The organism is Paraburkholderia aspalathi, assembly GCF_900116445.1.
GTDB classification, from domain to species: Bacteria; Pseudomonadota; Gammaproteobacteria; order Burkholderiales; family Burkholderiaceae; genus Paraburkholderia; species Paraburkholderia aspalathi.
This window is the reverse complement of sequence record NZ_FPBH01000029.1, coordinates 17,537-35,462: the sequence shown is the minus strand read 5'-3', so window position 1 is coordinate 35,462 and position 17,926 is coordinate 17,537. Positions and strand designations below refer to the sequence as shown.

Here is a 17,926-nt window from a genome sequence, read left to right as displayed (position 1 = left end):
ACGGGTCATTACGTACGGCTTTCACCGTAACACCCGGTAACCCTTGCGGGCCGTCTGAAATCGAAAACCCTTCCTGCTGCGCGTTAAACTTCATCCCATGGCTACTCAAATACTGGTTGTCGACGACGACGTCGAATTGCGCGATCTGCTGCGCGACTATCTGGCCCGTCAGGGCATCGAAGTTTCGGTGCTGCATGACGCGGGCACGCTCGAGCGCAGGCTCGAACGCGAGCGTCCGGATCTGATCGTGCTCGATCTGATGATGCCGGGCGTAGATGGGCTGACCGCGCTGCGCAAGCTGCGCGCGTCGGGCGACGACATCCCGGTGATCATGCTGACCGCGCGTGCTGACGACGTGGACCGCATCGTCGGGCTGGAGCTCGGTGCGGACGACTATCTCGGCAAGCCGTTCAACCCGCGCGAGCTGTTGGCGCGCGTCCAGGCGGTGCTGCGGCGCCGCCGCACGCTGCCGTCGGCGGCAGCGCCGGAGCAGCGCGAGCCGTTCAACTTCGGCCGCTTCACGCTGGATTTCCAGTCGCGCACGCTGCATCTCGAAGACAAGCCGCTCACGCTGTCGGGCAGCGAATTCGCGCTGCTGAAGATTTTCGTCAATCACCCCATGCGCACGCTCACACGTGAGCGCCTGCTCGAACTGCTGCATGGCCCGGAATACGACGGCACCGATCGCGGCATCGACGTACAGGTGTGGCGTTTGCGTCGCATTCTCGAAACCGACCCGTCCACGCCGCGCTTCATTCAAACGGTGCGCGGACGCGGCTACGTGTTCGTGCCGGATGGCGAACAGCATGCGCCGGCCCATTGATTCGCTGTTCGGGCGCCTCGCGCTGCTAGTGATTGCGGTGCTGCTGCTGTCGCATTTCGCGTGGTACGCGCTTATGCGGCTCGAGCGCAGCCAGCTGCAAGCGCGCTATGCAGTCGAGGAAGCCACCTTCCTTGTCGACGCGGTGCGCCAGCACGTCGCCCGTACGCCGGACCAGCCCTTGCCGTCGCGCGTCAGGCTGGTCGATCCGGCGAGCGCCGATGTGCCGCCGGATAGCACGGATCTGCCGCCGCCGCTCGAACGTTTCATTGAGGACGTGCGCGATCGCATGCCCACCGGTACGCTGGTGCGGATCGGCCAGCCTGGCCGTCCGCCCACGCTGTGGGTGCGCGGCACCGCGGACCGAAGTTGGATCGTCGTGCCGGTGCAGCCACTGCGCACGCCGCGTTCCCTCGATCGCACGGTGCTATGGCTCGCGATTATCTTTTCGTTCGCGGTGATGGCAGCGCTCTTTGCCGCGTGGGCGCTACAACAGCCGTTGCGCTCGCTCGCCCAGGCGGTGGCGCGCTTTGGCCGCGGCTTGCCGGTGCCGCCGGTGCCTGAACGCGGTCCACGTGAGTTGCGGCAGCTGACGCACGGCTTCAACCAGATGGTTCAGGAAGTGGCGCGCACCGAAAACGATCGGGCCGTCATGCTGGCCGGCGTCGCGCACGATCTGAAAACGCCGCTGGCTCGCTTGCGGCTGCGCGCCGAAATGATGGAAGAAGTGAAGATGCGTGACGGCGTCGTGCGCGACGTCGATTCGATGACGCATATCGTCGAACAGTTTCTGGTGTTCGCACACGACGGCGCCGATCGCAGCGAAGCGGTCGAAGTGGACGGGCAGTGCGAGCGCGTGGTCCGTAGTTATCGTGCGGTCGCGGCCGGCGGGCCCACGGTGCGAACCGAACTCAACGCAGGCCCGGGTTTTCTGCTGCCGGCGGCAACGCTCGACCGGATCCTGTCGAACCTGTTGGACAACGCACATGCCTACGGCGCGCCGCCGATCGTCGTCGCTACGGCGCGCACGGCGCAAGGTTTCACGCTTTCGGTGAGCGACAACGGCAGCGGTATCGCCGCGCAGGATCTGATCAATGCCAGCCGGCCGTTCGTCCGGCTCGACCCGGCGCGTGGCGGCAATGGTCATAGCGGGCTGGGGCTTGCGATCGTCGAGCGTCTGGTGCGGCGTGCAGGCGGGGAGTGGGAGATCGGCAACCACGACGGCCGTGGCTTACGGGTCTTGATGAGCTTTCCGTTCGATGTGGTGCCGCGTGTCGCGGTGGCCTCGGAAAACGCCTGGGGGTGAGCGGGGCAAGGGCGGCAAGCGCCTGCCCCGCTATATATATGCCGCAACGTGATGTCCGAGCGCGACGAGGTTCGGAATGAGCGTCCGGCAAGCTTTGCGCTAGTCTGAAAACAGCGTGTTCAACGCATTGGCCGCGTCACCATCCACCGTATTCCACGTGACCGTTTCGGCTTCGAAGATGTAGTGCGTGGTGTATTTGCCGAGGCGCGTGAGTATCTCTTCCTGAATCAGTTCCGGTGCGACCTCCAGCTTCAGATACCACGCGGTCGACGACAAGCGCGTCTGGAACGCGCCATATTCGGCCAGCAGATGGTCGAATGCGTCAGCATCCTGATCGCGACAGACGATGACCAAATTTCCCTTCATGCGAATCTCCCGTTAGAGCGGTAGCGGCACCCTCAATGTCAGGGTTGATGATACCTGCTTCGCTACGGAACGCCCGAGGCCAGGACTTGCTTTGCATCAGCGGCCGCACGCATTGGGTTGCGGATGGCGCATCGGATTGGAGGGAAGGTCGTGCGCCTTCGCCAGGCGTCACCAGGCGTTGACCACCGTCCGCGCGGGCGGCGCGGTGTCGTCGGGCGGAAGGGCTTCGGTGCGGTCGCGGCCGCCCGTCTTTGCCGCATAAAGCGCGGTGTCGGCGCGGCTCATGATGCGCTCGGGCAGATCGTCGGATGAGAGTTCGGTGATGCCGATGCTCACGCTCAAGCCCACCGAGGCGGGCAGCTTCGGCGAAGGAACTGCCTTCAGACGCAGGCGCAAGCGTTCGACAACTTCACGGCCGCCCGCCAGATCCGTGGCCGGCAGCAGCAGGCCGAACTCTTCTCCACCCAGCCGGCCGATCGCATCGGTGCCGCGCAACTCGGCCTGGCAGGTGTCGACGAAATGTTCGAGCGCGCGGTCGCCGGCGGCGTGCCCGAAGCGGTCGTTGATCTGCTTGAAGTGGTCGAGGTCGGCGATCGCCATGCACAGCGGCTCATTGCCCGCATGCGCGCGCTCGATCTCGTGGCGCAGCAGGTCGAGGAAGTAGCGCCGCGACAGCGCGCCGGTCAGCGCATCGTGGCGCGCCTCAGCCGAGAGCAGCGTATTGGCCGATTGCAATTGTTCTGCAAGGTCGCGCGTGGCGCGATGGTGGCGCCGCTCGCGCACGTACGACACGGTGATGACCCATGCGAGCGCGACGGTGCCGGCCAGCGTCAGAAACACCAGCAGATGGTCGCGCTTGTGATTGCGCAGCAGTTCCGGCCAGGCCGCGAGCGGATCGACCAGATGCGCCGAGAGCCCCGAGTTCAGTCCGTTGCGTGCCTGGTACAGCGATGGCGCCGGCTGCTCGCTCATGCCGAACAACTGTTCGGCGACACCGGCTGGCACCCAGGGCGCCTGTTCGCGCACCCGGGTGTCGACCTGAATCTGGATGTCGGGGAGGATTTCGCGGCGATAGATAGTCAGGCGCTCGGCGGCGCTCATCTTCGTGACGTGCGAGTTCGGCAGCGCGTGGCCTTCGAGTGCGCTGTTGTGCGCCATGATGATGACGCCGTTTTCATCGGCGACAAAGGTACCGGCATGCGCGACCCAGTGGCGTAGCCGCGCGATCCCCACCTTGGCTACGACAACCCCCACCAGCAGACCGTCGGCGTACACCGGCGCCGCGATGAAGATGCCCGGCTCGCCGCTCTGGCGGCCGACGCCATAAGCTTCCGAAAATGCACCGAGCAAGGCATTCGTCAGGTAGCCGCGCATGCGCATATCCGCGCCGACGAAGGTGTGCTCCGCTGCAAGCGGTCGATTGACGGAGTTGCTCGAAGCGACGCAGATGCCGTTGGCATTGACGAGCCAGACCTGGTCGAGCCCGGAGAAGCCTTGCGCGTCGTGCAGGAAATTGCTGATGGTGCGCATCTGCGGGTCTTTTAACAACGCGTCGCGCAGGGCGGGTTCCGCCGCTTCGCCGTTCGCGGCATAATTCTGCGATTGCACCAGCGCGTGCTGGACCACGTCCATTTCGGCCATGGTTGCGGGGATGGCTCGAGACATGGCGAGGTCGCTGGCGATCACCTCCGCCATGTTGTCGACGATCGACGTGGACATCTGGCGTTGCGTGCGCAAAGCCGCGTCCAGCTCTTGCTGTACCATCCGGTCCGCGACCATGCCGGCCACGAACCAACAAACGAGCACGATCAGCGCGAAGCTGATCGGTCCGGTTGCCTGGCGCAAGGTTGTCCTGTTCATCGACCCTCTGATTCGTCTGGCTGTGACATGCAACTAGCTCATTCGTGGCAGCGCCCCGGCGCTGTGCCGCCCCTGTGGAAACGGCTGGCGATACGCCCTCGGTGTGGGCCGCGTTGTGGGACGGCAAAACCGCAAAAAGGCATGCCGTCTCTTGATTTTAACCGTCATGGGGCCAGACGCCACCCTTATTGCGGGAATGCGAAGTACATCCGCTTTGCCCATCAGGTTCTTAACGGCAGCGCATCAGCTTTCTGAATGGCTGCACGGGTTTTACAGGTGTTTGAAACCCGATCCGCGCAGTGATCGCGATTGCCGGGAAAGTGGTTGGCCGATAGTAGATGCTTCGCTCTACGTGCTTTAGCGGCGCCGGCCGGAAGCGGTTGCCGGGGTGTTCGACGCTATTTATTGCTATTTGCCGTGAAAGGTTGTGCCTGAAACATAGGATGGTGTAGTGTCGTGCCGTCCAAAACAAGGAAAGCCCGCCAGCCTTCGGGCGGCGCCTGCGGCGACAGGGGCCTGGCTTGACGGTTGCGGTCCCGGGCGGCGTGCCCACGGACCCGTCCGCGGCCGGCCCGCGTGTCTCCAACGCTAACGATTTACCGCGCACATGCGTTTTGCCATGCCTGATTTCCTCTGTCTGGACCGATCTACAGACTGCCGCGCCGAAGCCGCGGCCCCCTGCGAGCGTTTGAATACCTGTATGAATAGGGAGAGCGTCTGATGGATTTCAGCTTCAATCTGAAGCGCACTGCCAATGCTTCTGCATGGCGGGTGTTGCCTAACCGTTGGGACTTCGTCGCCTTTCCGTTGATCATCTGCATCATTGCGATGGCGGCGATCGGCTTTCACGAGACCCTGGCGCCGATGTCGACGCTCAAGACTCAGGCGATCTCGCTCGACCCGACGAATCTGCCCGAGTACGCCATGCGCACCACACTGCGCATGCTGGCGGCAATGGTCGCCTCGCTAACCTTCACGCTGGTGTACGGCACGCTGGCTGCCAAGAGCCGCCGCGCCGGCATGGTGCTGGTGCCGATTCTCGACATCCTGCAGTCGGTGCCGGTGCTTGGCTACATTTCGTTTACGGTCACGTTCTTCCTCGCTCTGTTCCCGGGCCGCGTGCTCGGCGCTGAGCTGGCGGCGATCTTCGCGATCTTCACGAGCCAGGCGTGGAACATGACGTTCAGCTTCTATCAGTCGCTGCGCACGGTGCCGCGCGATCTGGACGAGGTGTCGCGCGGCTTTCATCTGACTTCATGGCAGCGCTTCTGGAAACTGGAAGTGCCGTTCTCGATGCCGGGCCTCATCTGGAACATGATGATGTCGATGTCGGGCGGCTGGTTTTTCGTGGTTGCTTCCGAAGCCATCACGGTCGGCAACAATACGATCACGCTGCCGGGGATCGGCGCCTATCTCGCGCAGGCGATTTCCGACAAGAATCTGCACGCTATCGGCTGGGTGATTCTTGCCATGACGGTCGTGATTCTTGCGTACGACCAGTTCATGTTCCGCCCGTTGGTTGCGTGGGCCGATAAATTCCGCATGGAAACCACCAGCTCGGGCAATGCGCCGGAATCGTGGCTGCTCGACCTGATCCGCCGCACCCATCTGATTCACCGTCTGCTGGTGCCGCTCGGCTGGATGTTCGCCAAGGCCGCGCGCGTCAACTTCACATTGCCTGCGTTTGGCGGCCCGCGGTTCCATATTCCGCAGCGCGAGAAGACTTCGCGCATCGGCGACATTGTCTGGGCAGCTCTGGTGCTGCTTGCCACGGTCTATGTCGTGTACCGCGTCGTTGCCTACGTGCGGACCGGCGTGTCGCTCGACGAAGTCTGGCACGTGCTCGTACTCGGGCTCATCACGTTGCTGCGGGTGGTGGTGCTGATCGCGATTGCTTCGGTGATCTGGGTGCCGATCGGGGTGCTGATCGGCCTGCGGCCGGCGCTGGCCGAGAAGGTGCAGCCGATCGCGCAGTTCCTCGCCGCGTTCCCGGCGAATCTGCTGTTCCCGGTGTTCGTTATCGCCATCGTGCGCTTTCATCTGAACCCGGACATCTGGCTGTCGCCGCTGATCGTGCTCGGCACACAGTGGTATATCCTGTTCAACGTGATTGCCGGTGCGAGTTCGTATCCGAACGACTACCGGGAAGCGGCCAAGAACTTCCACATTCGCGGCTGGCAATGGTGGCGTCAGGCGATGCTGCCGGGCATTTTCCCTTATTACGTGACTGGCGCGATCACCGCGTCGGGCGGGGCGTGGAACGCCAGTATCGTCGCGGAATTCGTTCAGTGGGGCGACACCAAGGTTGCCGCGCATGGCTTGGGCGCGTACATCGCGCAGACCACCGCAGCAGGTGACTATCCGAAGATCATTGTGGGCATCGCCGTGATGTCCCTGTTCGTGACCCTGTTCAACCGCCTGCTGTGGCGTCCGATGTTCGCCTACGCTGAAGCGAAGCTCCGGCTAGATTGAGAATTAAAGGCTAAACGCGATGCAAAATCCTAAAGCTGCTATGACCGCCGCGCCGATCCAGACCCCGCCGATGCCGCCGCGTCTCGGTGAGGAGATTCTGCGCGTCAAGGACGTGTGCCGCGGGTTCAACAAGTCGCAGGGCGAGCTGCTCGTCCTCGACGACGCGAATCTGTCGTTGCGCGAAGGGGAGATCGTCGGGTTGCTGGGCCGCTCGGGCTCGGGCAAATCGACGCTGTTGCGCATCATCGCCGGTCTGATCGAGCCGACCGACGGCGAAGTCACGTATATGGGCAAGCCGCTCGACGGCCCGGCCAAGGGCGTGGCGATGGTGTTCCAGACCTTCGCGCTGTTCCCGTGGCTGACCGTGCTGCAAAACGTGGAAGCGGGACTCGAAGCACAAGGCGTCGGCGCGAGTGATCGCCGTACGCGCGCGCTGGCGGCGATCGACCTGATCGGTCTCGACGGGTTTGAAAACGCGTATCCGCGCGAGTTGTCGGGCGGCATGCGTCAGCGCGTCGGCTTTGCGCGCGCGCTGGTGGTCGACCCTACGTTGCTGCTGATGGACGAGCCGTTCTCCGCGCTCGACGTGCTGACCGCCGAAACGCTGCGTACCGACCTGCTCGACCTGTGGACGCAAGGCCGCATGCCGATCAAGGCTGTGTTGATCGTCACGCACAACATCGAGGAAGCGGTGTTCATGTGCGACCGGATTCTGGTGCTGTCGTCGAATCCGGGCCGTGTGATCGCTGAGATCAAGGTACCGTTCAAGCATCCGCGTAACCGTCTGGACCCGGCATTCCGCCGGCTGGTCGACGACATTTACGCGAAGATGACCGCGCGCCAGACGGATGAAAAGACCAAGAAGGGCCTCGAGCTGCACAGCTGGCTGCCGCATGTGTCGACCAACCTGATGGCCGGTCTGATCGAAACGCTGGCCGCCGCGCCGTATCACGGCCGTGCTGACATGCCGGAAATCGCCCGTTCGCTGCATCTGGAGGTGGACGATCTGTTCCCGGTCGCCGAAGTGCTGCAGCACCTGGGCTTTGCCGACATCCGCGAAGGGGACATTTTCCTAACGCCGCCGGCGCGCGTGTTCTCTGAATTCGGCACCCAGGAGCGCAAGATGATGTTCGCGGAACATCTGCTGCGCCACGTGCCGCTCGCCGCGCGGATCAAGAAGGTGTTGAACGAACGGCCGGGGCATCGTGCGCCGCGCGTGCGTTTCGAGCAGGAGCTGGAGGATTTTCTGTCGGACAGCGCCGCGGAAGAGACGCTTGACGCAGTGATCAACTGGGGCCGTTATGGCGAGATCTTCTCGTACAACGACCAGACGGAAATTTTCAGTCTGGAAGACGTGGAGTCTTAAACCCGGTTGAGTCGATTAAGACGCTTCGGGCAAAAAGCGGCAGGGGAGACCCTGCCGCTTTTTTTATTGCAGAGCGCCCCAGCGCTCGACAGCCGGTTCCGCCGACGCCCACTTCCAGCCCTTGTCCTGCCGGCATGCGCTCGCCGTGTACCAGTCTTCGTGTGCGTTCGGGCCGTCGCCGTCCTGAACCGAGAACACGAAATCCTTGCACAGCGCGAGCGCCGAGCTGAATGCGCGGGTCACGCGCACCTGGCCGTGGCCGTTCTCGATCGGCAGCGTGTGTTTGACCGCCCAGGGCCGCGTCTCGCCGACCGGCATGGCGCCCGCCAGCGCGGCGATCAAGTTCTGCTGATCGGTGTGCATGACGCGCATGTAATGGCCGACGGCTTCATCGGTCGCGGCCTGTACGGCGATGCCGACGCCGATACCGATTGCCGGGTTGGATGTGACGAGGCCTGACGCGACGCCGGCAGCGGCGCCGCTCGCCGCGCCGACCGACGAGCAGCCGCTTGTCAGCAGGCTGGCGCCGACGCAGAGCGCACCAGCCAGCATGAGCCGCAGCCGGTTGCCGGAGAGCGCCGCCGCAGGCGTGCTTGGAACCAAGGCAGTACTCGTGCCGTTGATGAGCCGCTGCTCAGTCAGCGCGTGTTCTTTCCGTGGACGTGGAAGCGTCAGCGCCTTCATTGCAGCGCGCCCCAGCGTTCAGTAGCGGGTTCGGCCGACGCCCATTTCCAGTTGTCGCCGTCGCGGCAGATCGACGCGACGTAGAACGCGCTGCTCGCCGGTACATTCTTGGTGGCGGTCTGATCGACCGAGAAGACGATTTCCTTGCAGTCGAGCGCGCCGGCGCTGATCGTGCGGCTGACGGTGACGCGGCCGTGTTCGTCGTCTTCGATCGGCACCGAGTGGGTCACGCTCCACGGTGCGATTGCGCCGACGTCGAGCGGCCCGGCGATTTTGGCGATGCCGTCCTGCGTATTCTTGTGGACCACGCGTTCCGAGTACTGCACGCCGGCTCGGGCCGCGGCCACTGCGCCGAGACCGATGCCGGTGGCGACTGCCGCATTGCTGGTGACCTTGGCCGCGAGTGCTGCGCCCGCAATACCGGCGCCGGCGGTGGCGCCTTCCGAGTAGACCGAACTACAGCCGCTCAACGCCGACGTGATCGCCACGGCTAGTGCGACGAGCGCCGTTGTATTCGGACGTCCGCGCTTAGCTGCGTTGGACGCGCTGGCGGTTCGTTTCGCCCATTCGACCCACACCATACTTTTTTGCATTTCCCTGTCTCTGCTCCTGCAAGTGCCTTTGGCTCAAGCACTGTTCACACATGTGTTTCGCGTGTGTTGACGGTGCGTGAGCGAAAGGCACGTCTTCCTTATCGTTGCGCCGTACGCTGCCGCATTTTGCAGGATGCCATTTGTAATTGGCAGTGGGAAAGTGCAAGCAATTGCAAAAGATGGTGCGAGTCAGATCGGTTTCTGGTGAGAAAAGGCCGATTTACCTGGCGGTGCGAAGGGATTAATTATGAGATGAAAGGCCCGCAAAAAGGACCGTTTCAGTAGAGAGGGGATGCAAAGCAAGCACACAAGGAGCGTGCAAAAGAAGACAGCAAGCACGCAGAAAACACCGGCTCACGCGAACGAACCGCGTGAGCGCCTGGGACGGCTTATTGCTCGGTTTCTTCGTCCGAGCCTTCTTCACCGCCGTATGCGCTCAGGCGGTTGTAGAGCGTTTTCAGACTCACGCCGAGCGCTTTGGCCGCGCGCCGTTTGTCGCCACCGCAATACTTGAGCGTGCCGAGAATGATCTGCTTTTGCGCATCGGCGAGCGGTGTGCCGATCCACACGCTCATCGCATCGCCCTGCGTCACGGGCTTTTTCACGCGCGAGGCGAGATGCGGATGCGGCAGCTCGACTGTCTTCTCCGCGAGAATGAACGCACGATACACCGCGTTCTTCAACTCGCGCACGTTGCCCGGCCACGACCAGGTCCGCAGTGTTTCGATCGACCGTTTGCTGAAGCTCTTGCTCGCGCTTTCCTGCTGATTGAGTAAGGCAAGGAAGTGTTGCGCGAGCAGTTCGCGATCGTTTTCACGCTCGCGCAAGGGCGGCGCGCGCAACGGGAAAACCGCGAGCCGGTACATCAGGTCTTCACGCAAACCGTTTTCCTTCACTGCTACCGCGGGGTCGCGATTCGTCGCCGCGATCACGCGTACATCGCCACTAATCAGTTCGTTGCCGCCGACCCGAAAAAACGTGCCGGTCTCGAGCGCGCGCAGGAGTTTGACCTGGCGCACCGGCGCCATTTCAGTGATTTCGTCGAGAAACAGCGTGCCGCCGTTCGCATGTTCGAAGTAGCCGACGCGGGCCTGGACCGCGCCGGTGAAGCTGCCTTTTTCGTGGCCGAACAATTCGGCTTCGATGAGTTCGTCCGGAATCGCGCCGCAGTTCACGGCGACAAACGGTGCGTTCTTGCGGCTGCTTTGATCGTGAATCGTGCGGGCGATCAGTTCCTTGCCCGTGCCGGATTCGCCGATGATCAGCGCGGTCGCGTCGGTGCTGGCGACGCGTTCGATCTGTTCGTACAGATCGAGCATCACCGGCGACGAGCCATATAGCAGCCCGTACGATTTCAGTCCCGCGATGCCGTCCGCGACGCGCTGCTTCGCCTGGGCCGAAGCGTTGCCGCCGGCGGAGACGGTGGGCGAGTCCAGCTCGATTGACGCCATAAACGGAAAGTCCTGTGCAAATTGGGGTTCGGTGTTGCGGCGCGCAGGCCTTGTAGCAAGACGGACCCGTGCGGCCACTATCTCACAGAAATTCGATTTAACCACTTTGATGCCGCTTCCGGCAATCCGTGTGACGGTCGGCGAGATAGGCCGGCGCAGGCCCGGTCGAAAGTGCCTGAGCCCAGGTCAGTACCGAATGACAGCGGCAAATTTACCGGGCACGGCGTTTGCGCCGTGAATCCGATATGCGTGTGCTTTTGAGCGATTCTGTTCGACGCGCGCCGGCGGCGGATGCGGCTCTCCGATTGTCCGCGACGTGCCGGAAACAAGATGCAAACGCCGAATTCAGACATAGGAGTGAATGATGACTGACACCACGCAACAGCTTGCACTCGGCAAGCAGAAGATTGTCGATGATCTGAGAGTGCTGCTGACGGACTCGGAAGAGATGCTGCGGCTCGCTGCCACCGTGCCGGGCGAAGGCGTCGATGCGCTCCGCGAGCGGCTAGGCGCGCATGTCGAAACGCTGCAATCGGCGCTCGGCGATGCGCAGGAGAGCGCCCAACGGCGCTACCGGGTCGCGACCGTCAATGCGGAACGCTACGTGCGGCGCAACCCGTGGCGCTCGATCGGCATTGCCGCGGGCGCCGGCTTCCTGCTTGGCGTCCTCAGCACGCGCTAACGCGCAGCGCCCGACGCCAATCCGCTTGACGACAACAAGGAGTTCACGATGGGACGACCCAAAATTGGTATCTTCGGCGCGCTGATGGCTCTCGGCGGGTTTCTGGCTGTGCGCTACGTGCAGCGAAACCGCGCCGCGCAGGTTCCTGCGGCGCGTGAACTGAGCCGCTGGGAAGGCGAGGGCGGCACAGTCGCCACGCCCTCGGTTGCGCCGTCCGGCAGCGTGACGGCGGCGATTGCCGGCCCGTCCACGCCAGATACTGCGCATGGCGCAAACGGCTCGGCGCATCCAAATGGCAAAGACGGCGCATGGCCGTTTCCGCGCAGTTGACGGTCAAAAACAAGGCCTTGCGGACGCGGCGCGTCAGCGTGCAGCTTCCGTAAGCGGCACCCGGCGTACATTACAAACTTGTCCCGATAAAGCCGTATAATAGGTTTACAGACAACAATACTGCACTTTCCTAGGTGTTTTTCCTATTGATTGTTGCGATATTGAGCCAAGTCAGAGGTCCGGCGCTGCTGCGAAACGTTAGCGTGTGCTCACATTCGGACGCACTCGCGGCGCGGCGGCAAGCTGCCGGCCGGCTTCCTATCATGCGGTTTTGCATGTCCCCCATTCACGCTTTCGGGCTTTCGAGACGCGATGCCACACGTACTGATTGTCGATGACGATGCCGGTACCCGCGAGGCGCTTTCCGCCATCATCGGGGAAGACGGTTTGACTACCGCCACTGCGGGCGATTTGCGCGAAGCGCGCATTCAACTGGTCCGGCAGATGCCGGACGTCGTCTTTACCGACCTGAAGCTGCCCGACGGCAGCGGAGTCGATCTGTTTGAAGATCTCGATCCGCGCTCCGGTGTGGAGGTGATCGTGATTACCGGTCACGCCACGGTGGAGTCGGCGGTCAACGCGCTGAAGATGGGCGCCACCGACTACCTGGTGAAGCCGATCAACATGCAGCGCGTGAAGGCAATCCTGTCGCGCTTGCCGCGCGCGGGCGACCTGAAGGCGGAAATCGGCACGTTGCGCGGCGAGTTGCGCCGCATGGGCCGCTTTGGTTTGATGCTCGGCAATTCGCCGGCTATGCAGGAGGTTTACGACCAGATCGGCCGGGTTGCGCCGACGGCGGCTTCGGTCATGCTGGTGGGCGAGTCGGGCACCGGCAAGGAAGTTGCCGCTCAAACGCTGCACCAGCTCAGCTTGCGCCGTAAGCATGCGTTCCTCGCGGTGAACTGCGGTGCGATCTCGCCGAATCTGATCGAATCGGAAATGTTCGGCCACGAGCGTGGCTCGTTTACCGGTGCGGACCGTCAGCACAAAGGCTATTTCGAACGTGCGAACGGCGGCACGCTGTTCCTCGATGAAATCACCGAAATGCCGATCGAGTTGCAGGTGAAGTTGCTGCGCGTGCTGGAAACCGGCATGTTCATGCGGGTTGGGACGACTAAGGAAATCGAAACGGATGTGCGGCTGATTGCGGCTACTAATCGGGATCCTGAACAGGCTGTGCTGGAAGGTAAGTTGCGGCTCGATTTGTACCATCGTCTGAACGTGTTTCCGATTAGTCTGCCGCCGTTGCGGGACCGGGGTAAGGATGTTGATTTGCTCGCGCAGGCGTTTCTTGATGAGCTCAATGAGCGGCACAGCACGAAGAAGCATTTTCCGGCTGCTGTGAAGGATATGTTGATGTCGTATCCGTGGCCGGGCAATGTGCGCGAGCTGAAGAACTATGTGCAGCGGGCGCACATTATGTCTGGTTCCGATTCGGATAGTACGGCTACCGTGCCGTTGCAGATTACGTTGTCGAAGCCTGCGGCTGGTACGGCGATTACGATTCCGTTTGGGACTTCGCTTGCTGAGGCTGATCGGCAGTTGATTCTGGCTACGCTTGAGCAATGCGGTGGCGTTAAGACGCGGGCCGCTGAGATTCTTGGGATTAGTTTGAAGACGCTTTATAACCGGCTTGTTGAGTATGGGAATGATGCTCGGGATGAGGGGGATGTTGCCGATGAGTCTCGAGTTGTTGGGGGCGCTGGCGCTTGAGGTTTGTCAGTGTTCTTGAGGTGTTGGCCTTTCCTTGTTTTGTTAGTGGTCTATTAGCGTTGCCCCTGTGCGGGGCGGCACCTACTTTTCTTTGCCGCCGCAAAGAAAAGTAGGCAAAAGAAAGCGGCTAGAAGCCCCTGCTAAGCGGGTCCCGCAGCTCGCTCAGGGTAGTGGTGCATCTGGAATCTGGGTTCGTGCACCGGCATGCGCTTGTGACAAGGGAGTCATTCTTCCGGCGGCGCTGCGCGCGCCGAAGCGTAGGTCTTCGAAACATTCGTCGATTTTCGTGCCTTCCTTTTTAATTCGGCACAGGCCTTGCTGCGGTTCTCTTGAACGCAAAACGAGGTAACCGATATGCCGGAATACGCCGCCGCTTCTTCGCTTCCCCTTCCGCAGTACGCTCATCGTCCTGAGCCTAACGAGCCGCCGAATCCTGCGGAGCCTGACACCGTTCCGAGTCCGACTCCGGATCCTATCGAACCGGTTGCACCACCCATTGGCGATCCGCCTTCGCAGCCCACGCAAACGCCACAAGCCAGTCGGTGTCCGCCGTTGCGAGCCTCCAGCATGCAACTCTGACGTGTTCTGTGCGCTGGACCGCAGTCCAGCGCATTGATTTTATGTACTTGTTACAAAGCCGGCGCATCTTTTACCGGCAATTTACCGTCGTGAACCCTACACTGAATTGACGCCGCTCCCGATGGCGGCGGGCTTCCCCCGGAGGCATCAATCATGAGACACCCAGCACTGCGGCGTTCCGCGCGCCACTCGAAGCGCGACTCCCGGCCAAGCAGCAAGAACGCCCCAGAGGAGTCGCCGGACCCGGCTGCGCAGAACCGCGTCGCGCCCAATGCGCCGCCAGACGGCGAGCACAACCAAGGCGGCGTGCGTCAGGAAGGGTTGGAGTACCAGCGCGATCTCGGTTCGGAGCAGGACGCCTGAGTCCGTCCGACGGCCGGTAAGAAGGGTTCCGGTTTCGTCACGCAAAGCAGAAAAAAATCCCTCGCTGCGTTCTGATGCCGCGCGTTTCTGCTCGCTTGTCACATTTACATACATTTTTATTTTCAGCATCTCATAAAACGGCACGCGACTTGCGTGCACCTCTTTGGCACATATCCGTATGCAACGAAACAACTGACTAGGTGGAGCACCAATGAGCAGACTGATCGTGGTATCGAATCGTGTGGCGCCGACCCAGGAAGGCCGACCCGCGGCAGGTGGCCTCGCGATCGGCGTGCTGGACGCGTTGAAGGAAACCGGCGGAGTCTGGTTCGGCTGGAGCGGTGAAACGGTAAGTGAGCCGTCCGCACCGGTGATCGAAAAGCAGGGCAATGTGACGTACGCGACGGTGGGCCTCACCAAGCGCGACTATGACCAGTACTATCGCGGCTTTTCCAACGCGACACTGTGGCCGACGTTCCACTATCGCAACGACCTGTCGCGCTATGACCGGCAGGAATACGCGGGCTATCAGCGCGTCAACGCGACGCTCGCGAAGCAGCTCAAGGAGTTGCTCAAACCCGATGACATCATCTGGGTGCACGACTATCACCTGCTGCCGTTCGCGCGCTGCCTGCGCGAGCTTGGCGTGAAGAATCCCATCGGCTTCTTCCTGCATATTCCGTTTCCGGTGCCGGAAGTACTCCGTACCATTCCGCCGCACGAGGAATTGGTCAAGGCGATGTGCAGCTACGACGTGGTCGGTTTCCAGACCGAAGCAGACCGCCAGTCGTTCGTCGACTTTATCGAGCGCGGTCAGCACGGCACCTCGAGCGAAGACGGCATGGTGCACGCCTACAATCGCTTCCTGAAAGTGGCCGCGTACCCGATCGGCATCTATCCGGACGCGATCGCCAAGGCCGCCGAGCAGTTCACTGACCGTAAGCCGGTGCGCAGCCTGCGTGACGGCATGCGTGGACGCAAGCTGATTATGAGCGTCGACCGGCTCGATTATTCGAAGGGTCTAGTGGAGCGCTTTCAGGCGTTCGAACGGCTGCTGCTGAATGCGCCGGGTTGGCACGGACGGGTATCGCTGGTACAGATCGCGCCGCCGACACGCGCGGATGTGCAGACATATCAGCGCATTCGTCAGACGCTGGAGGGCGAAGCCGGCCGCATCAATGGTCGTTTTGCGCAACTCGACTGGACGCCGATCCAATACCTGAACCGCAAGTACGAGCGCAATCTGCTGATGGCGCTGTTCCGTCAATCGCAGGTCGGCTATGTGACGCCGCTGCGCGACGGGATGAACCTGGTCGCGAAGGAATACGTCGCATCTCAGGATCCGGCCGATCCGGGCGTACTCGTGTTGTCGCAATTCGCCGGCGCGGCTGAGCAGCTGCCGGGGGCGCTGGTCGTCAATCCGTTCGATCTGTCGCAGATGGCCGAGGCGCTGGAGCGTGCGCTGTCGATGCCGCTCGCCGAGCGTCAGGCGCGTCACGCGGACATGATGGCGCCGATGCGCGAGAACAATCTGTCGGTCTGGCGCGATACGTTCCTCGGCGATCTGCGCAACGTCGCGACCGCTTCTTCGGTGACGGCCAAAGCGGTAAAGCTCGCTGACGTGACGGCGTCGTCGTCGTAGTCGTATCAACGGCGGCGCGGGGCCTTCTGGAACTGCGCGTGCTGGTCACGTCGAACTGTTTGGACAAGGCTGAAGCATTGAAAAAGGGCGCGGACCGCAATATGCGGTTCGCGCCCTTGTTGTATCCGGGGTTAGGCGGATAACCCGAGCAGGCGTGTCATGCGCTTAGGCCCGCAACGCCCTCACGCCGCTTGCACGTTCACGCGCTGCCTCACACGCATCATGCTGACCACAGCGGCGACGGCGGAAAAACAGGCTGCCACATACAGCGTGATGGTCGGGCCATTCTGCGGCGCGATGCCGAAGATCAGCGCGACCAACGCCGCGCCGAGCGTCTGTCCGGTCAGGCGCGCAGTACCGAGCATCCCGCTTGCACCGCCACTGCGCTCGCGCGGCGCGGCGGACAACATGGTTCGATTGTTCGGCGACTGGAAGATCCCGAAGCCCGCCCCGCACAGCGCCATGCGCCACGCGATCTGCATGGGCTCGGGATGCGCGCCGAGCGTGGCGAGCAACAGCAGGCCCGCCGTCATCGTCACGAGTCCGACGCCGCCGAGCCAGCCGGACGATATCTTGTCCGACAGCACACCCGCAATTGGCGCGGCGATGATGATGACCGCCGGCCACGGCGTCATCAGCAAACCGGTTTCTACCTGCGACAAACCCAGCGTGTCCTGCAACAGAAAGGGCAACGACACGAAAGCCAGCATCTGCGCGCAGAACGAACACACCGAGGTGCCGATCGAGAGGGCGAACACCGGAATCCTCAGCAAATCGATCGGCAACAGAGGCGCGGGTTGAGTCAACTGACGGCGCACGAAGAAGTAGCCGATCACAACCGCAACGAGCGCCTCAATAACGACCCAGCGGATGTGCTCGCCGTGACCGAGACCGTCGATTGCGAAGATCAGCAGACCGAACACGAACGCGTTCATCACCGCGCTCAGATAGTCGTACGGAGACTCGTGGCCGGGATTCATCGGCAGCGCCTTGAAGCCGCCGACAATCGCCGCGATCCCGATCGGCACATTGATCGCGAACAGCCACGGCCACGAGGCGACGGCGAGTACGCCGGAGGCCACTGTCGGCCCGACCGCGGACGATATCGCAACGACCATCGCGTTGATCGCAACGCCGCGTCCAAGCTGCGCGGGCGGATAAATCATGCGCACTAGCGCCGTGTTCACGCTCATGACGCCTGCCGCGCCGAAGCCCTGGACCACGCGGGCGAGTGCGAGCGTCGGCAGTGACGTGGACAACGCGCACCCGAACGACGCCACCGTGAACAGGATCAGCCCGGCCAGATAGATACGCCGGTAGCCGATGCGATCGCCGAGCGACGCAAGCGGCAGCAGTGAAATGGTGATGGCGAGCTGGTAAGCGTTGACGACCCAGATCGAGCCGGCTGCGCTTGCATGCAGATTGCGCGCGATGGTCGGCAGCGCCACGTTGGCGATCGCGCTGTCGAGCACCGCCAGCGTGAGGGCGAGGGCGATAACGAGCATCGCCCAATAGCGTTGCGGAATCGGCAAGCCTTGTTCGGTGTTGTCCGCGAGCGGTGTGCCGGCGGCGAGCGGAGCGGCGGGGGCGGCATCGGCCGGCATCGAGCCGTCCTTGCGCGATGGTTGTGCTTGCATCGTTCTTTTGATTTGGAATGGGGCGGCACATCGATCCTACGATGAGCCACGCGCGCTACGTG

The 17,926-nt window shown here is 62.6% G+C and carries 16 protein-coding genes; 10 read left to right on the top strand and 6 right to left on the bottom strand.

Features of this window, described 5'->3' with window-relative positions; all coding sequences use genetic code 11:
* Nucleotides 1–97 precede the first annotated feature (97 nt).
* A complete protein-coding gene (locus tag BM438_RS33920) occupies nucleotides 98–823 on the top strand; it encodes a response regulator (protein WP_054035058.1) in 726 nt (241 codons plus the stop codon).
* A complete protein-coding gene (locus BM438_RS33915; protein WP_093643841.1) occupies nucleotides 807–2,126 on the top strand; it encodes an ATP-binding protein in 1,320 nt (439 codons plus the stop codon). The genes BM438_RS33920 and BM438_RS33915 overlap by 17 nt, the downstream gene beginning before the upstream one ends.
* 99 nt (nucleotides 2,127–2,225) lie before the next feature.
* Here the strand turns inward: BM438_RS33915 and BM438_RS33910 are convergent, their stop codons facing one another.
* Together BM438_RS33910 and BM438_RS33905 are read right to left on the bottom strand one after the other, a co-directional pair.
* On the bottom strand, nucleotides 2,226–2,492 hold the full coding sequence (locus tag BM438_RS33910; RefSeq protein ID WP_054035057.1) for a hypothetical protein: 267 nt from the start codon (nucleotides 2,490–2,492) through the stop codon (nucleotides 2,226–2,228).
* Nucleotides 2,493–2,660: 168 nt separating this feature from the next.
* Nucleotides 2,661–4,352 (bottom strand): sensor domain-containing diguanylate cyclase, encoded by a 1,692-nt coding sequence (locus BM438_RS33905; protein WP_093643839.1) that lies wholly within the window; start codon nucleotides 4,350–4,352, stop codon nucleotides 2,661–2,663.
* Nucleotides 4,353–5,072: 720 nt separating this feature from the next.
* Here BM438_RS33905 and BM438_RS33900 point away from each other — a divergent pair.
* Nucleotides 5,073–6,824, top strand: coding sequence for an ABC transporter permease (locus BM438_RS33900; RefSeq protein WP_093643837.1), 1,752 nt, complete (start codon nucleotides 5,073–5,075; stop codon nucleotides 6,822–6,824).
* Nucleotides 6,825–6,843: 19 nt separating this feature from the next.
* On the top strand, nucleotides 6,844–8,190 hold the full coding sequence (locus tag BM438_RS33895; protein WP_093643836.1) for an ABC transporter ATP-binding protein: 1,347 nt from the start codon (nucleotides 6,844–6,846) through the stop codon (nucleotides 8,188–8,190).
* A 63-nt stretch (nucleotides 8,191–8,253) separates the two neighbouring features.
* On the opposite strand, the gene BM438_RS33890 is transcribed toward BM438_RS33895, so the two are convergent.
* The 3 genes from BM438_RS33890 to BM438_RS33880 all read right to left on the bottom strand — a co-directional run bounded on the left by BM438_RS33890 (nucleotide 8,254) and on the right by BM438_RS33880 (nucleotide 10,918).
* The gene (locus tag BM438_RS33890; protein ID WP_093643983.1) at nucleotides 8,254–8,742 is read right to left on the bottom strand and encodes a hypothetical protein; all 489 of its coding nucleotides are present in this window, start codon (nucleotides 8,740–8,742) and stop codon (nucleotides 8,254–8,256) included.
* Nucleotides 8,743–8,870: 128 nt separating this feature from the next.
* On the bottom strand, nucleotides 8,871–9,467 hold the full coding sequence (locus tag BM438_RS33885) for a hypothetical protein (protein WP_200620195.1): 597 nt from the start codon (nucleotides 9,465–9,467) through the stop codon (nucleotides 8,871–8,873).
* A gap of 389 nt (nucleotides 9,468–9,856) precedes the next feature.
* Nucleotides 9,857–10,918, bottom strand: coding sequence for a sigma-54 interaction domain-containing protein (locus tag BM438_RS33880; RefSeq protein WP_093643835.1), 1,062 nt, complete (start codon nucleotides 10,916–10,918; stop codon nucleotides 9,857–9,859).
* Between the two features lie 364 nt (nucleotides 10,919–11,282).
* Here BM438_RS33880 and BM438_RS33875 point away from each other — a divergent pair, with 364 nt between their 5' ends.
* The 6 genes from BM438_RS33875 (at nucleotide 11,283) to otsA (ending at nucleotide 16,227) form a co-directional block, all read left to right on the top strand.
* Nucleotides 11,283–11,600, top strand: a complete 318-nt coding sequence (locus BM438_RS33875; RefSeq protein WP_093643834.1) for an ElaB/YgaM/YqjD family protein — start codon at nucleotides 11,283–11,285, stop codon at nucleotides 11,598–11,600.
* Between the two features lie 48 nt (nucleotides 11,601–11,648).
* Nucleotides 11,649–11,930, top strand: coding sequence for a hypothetical protein (locus BM438_RS33870; protein WP_093643831.1), 282 nt, complete (start codon nucleotides 11,649–11,651; stop codon nucleotides 11,928–11,930).
* A 312-nt stretch (nucleotides 11,931–12,242) separates the two neighbouring features.
* Complete coding sequence (locus BM438_RS33865) at nucleotides 12,243–13,643, top strand: sigma-54-dependent transcriptional regulator (protein ID WP_093643829.1); 1,401 nt, start codon at nucleotides 12,243–12,245, stop codon at nucleotides 13,641–13,643.
* Between the two features lie 354 nt (nucleotides 13,644–13,997).
* The gene (locus tag BM438_RS46400) at nucleotides 13,998–14,222 is read left to right on the top strand and encodes a hypothetical protein (RefSeq protein WP_093643827.1); all 225 of its coding nucleotides are present in this window, start codon (nucleotides 13,998–14,000) and stop codon (nucleotides 14,220–14,222) included.
* A gap of 153 nt (nucleotides 14,223–14,375) precedes the next feature.
* Nucleotides 14,376–14,585, top strand: a complete 210-nt coding sequence (locus BM438_RS33855; protein ID WP_093643824.1) for a hypothetical protein — start codon at nucleotides 14,376–14,378, stop codon at nucleotides 14,583–14,585.
* Nucleotides 14,586–14,796: 211 nt separating this feature from the next.
* Nucleotides 14,797–16,227, top strand: coding sequence for an alpha,alpha-trehalose-phosphate synthase (UDP-forming) (gene otsA, locus BM438_RS33850; protein WP_093643822.1), 1,431 nt, complete (start codon nucleotides 14,797–14,799; stop codon nucleotides 16,225–16,227).
* A gap of 182 nt (nucleotides 16,228–16,409) precedes the next feature.
* On the opposite strand, the gene BM438_RS33845 is transcribed toward otsA, so the two are convergent.
* On the bottom strand, nucleotides 16,410–17,864 hold the full coding sequence (locus BM438_RS33845; RefSeq protein WP_093643819.1) for an MFS transporter: 1,455 nt from the start codon (nucleotides 17,862–17,864) through the stop codon (nucleotides 16,410–16,412).
* Nucleotides 17,865–17,926: the final 62 nt, after the last annotated feature.

Coding starts and splice junctions, on each gene's coding strand:
- BM438_RS33920 (WP_054035058.1), top strand. CDS start 98: ATGGCTACTCAAATACTGGTTGTCGACGACGACGTCGAATTGCGCGAT.
- BM438_RS33915 (WP_093643841.1), top strand. CDS start 807: ATGCGCCGGCCCATTGATTCGCTGTTCGGGCGCCTCGCGCTGCTAGTG.
- BM438_RS33910 (WP_054035057.1), bottom strand. CDS start 2,492: ATGAAGGGAAATTTGGTCATCGTCTGTCGCGATCAGGATGCTGACGCA.
- BM438_RS33905 (WP_093643839.1), bottom strand. CDS start 4,352: ATGAACAGGACAACCTTGCGCCAGGCAACCGGACCGATCAGCTTCGCG.
- BM438_RS33900 (WP_093643837.1), top strand. CDS start 5,073: ATGGATTTCAGCTTCAATCTGAAGCGCACTGCCAATGCTTCTGCATGG.
- BM438_RS33895 (WP_093643836.1), top strand. CDS start 6,844: ATGCAAAATCCTAAAGCTGCTATGACCGCCGCGCCGATCCAGACCCCG.
- BM438_RS33890 (WP_093643983.1), bottom strand. CDS start 8,742: ATGCTGGCTGGTGCGCTCTGCGTCGGCGCCAGCCTGCTGACAAGCGGC.
- BM438_RS33885 (WP_200620195.1), bottom strand. CDS start 9,467: ATGCAAAAAAGTATGGTGTGGGTCGAATGGGCGAAACGAACCGCCAGC.
- BM438_RS33880 (WP_093643835.1), bottom strand. CDS start 10,918: ATGGCGTCAATCGAGCTGGACTCGCCCACCGTCTCCGCCGGCGGCAAC.
- BM438_RS33875 (WP_093643834.1), top strand. CDS start 11,283: ATGACTGACACCACGCAACAGCTTGCACTCGGCAAGCAGAAGATTGTC.
- BM438_RS33870 (WP_093643831.1), top strand. CDS start 11,649: ATGGGACGACCCAAAATTGGTATCTTCGGCGCGCTGATGGCTCTCGGC.
- BM438_RS33865 (WP_093643829.1), top strand. CDS start 12,243: ATGCCACACGTACTGATTGTCGATGACGATGCCGGTACCCGCGAGGCG.
- BM438_RS46400 (WP_093643827.1), top strand. CDS start 13,998: ATGCCGGAATACGCCGCCGCTTCTTCGCTTCCCCTTCCGCAGTACGCT.
- BM438_RS33855 (WP_093643824.1), top strand. CDS start 14,376: ATGAGACACCCAGCACTGCGGCGTTCCGCGCGCCACTCGAAGCGCGAC.
- otsA (WP_093643822.1), top strand. CDS start 14,797: ATGAGCAGACTGATCGTGGTATCGAATCGTGTGGCGCCGACCCAGGAA.
- BM438_RS33845 (WP_093643819.1), bottom strand. CDS start 17,864: ATGCAAGCACAACCATCGCGCAAGGACGGCTCGATGCCGGCCGATGCC.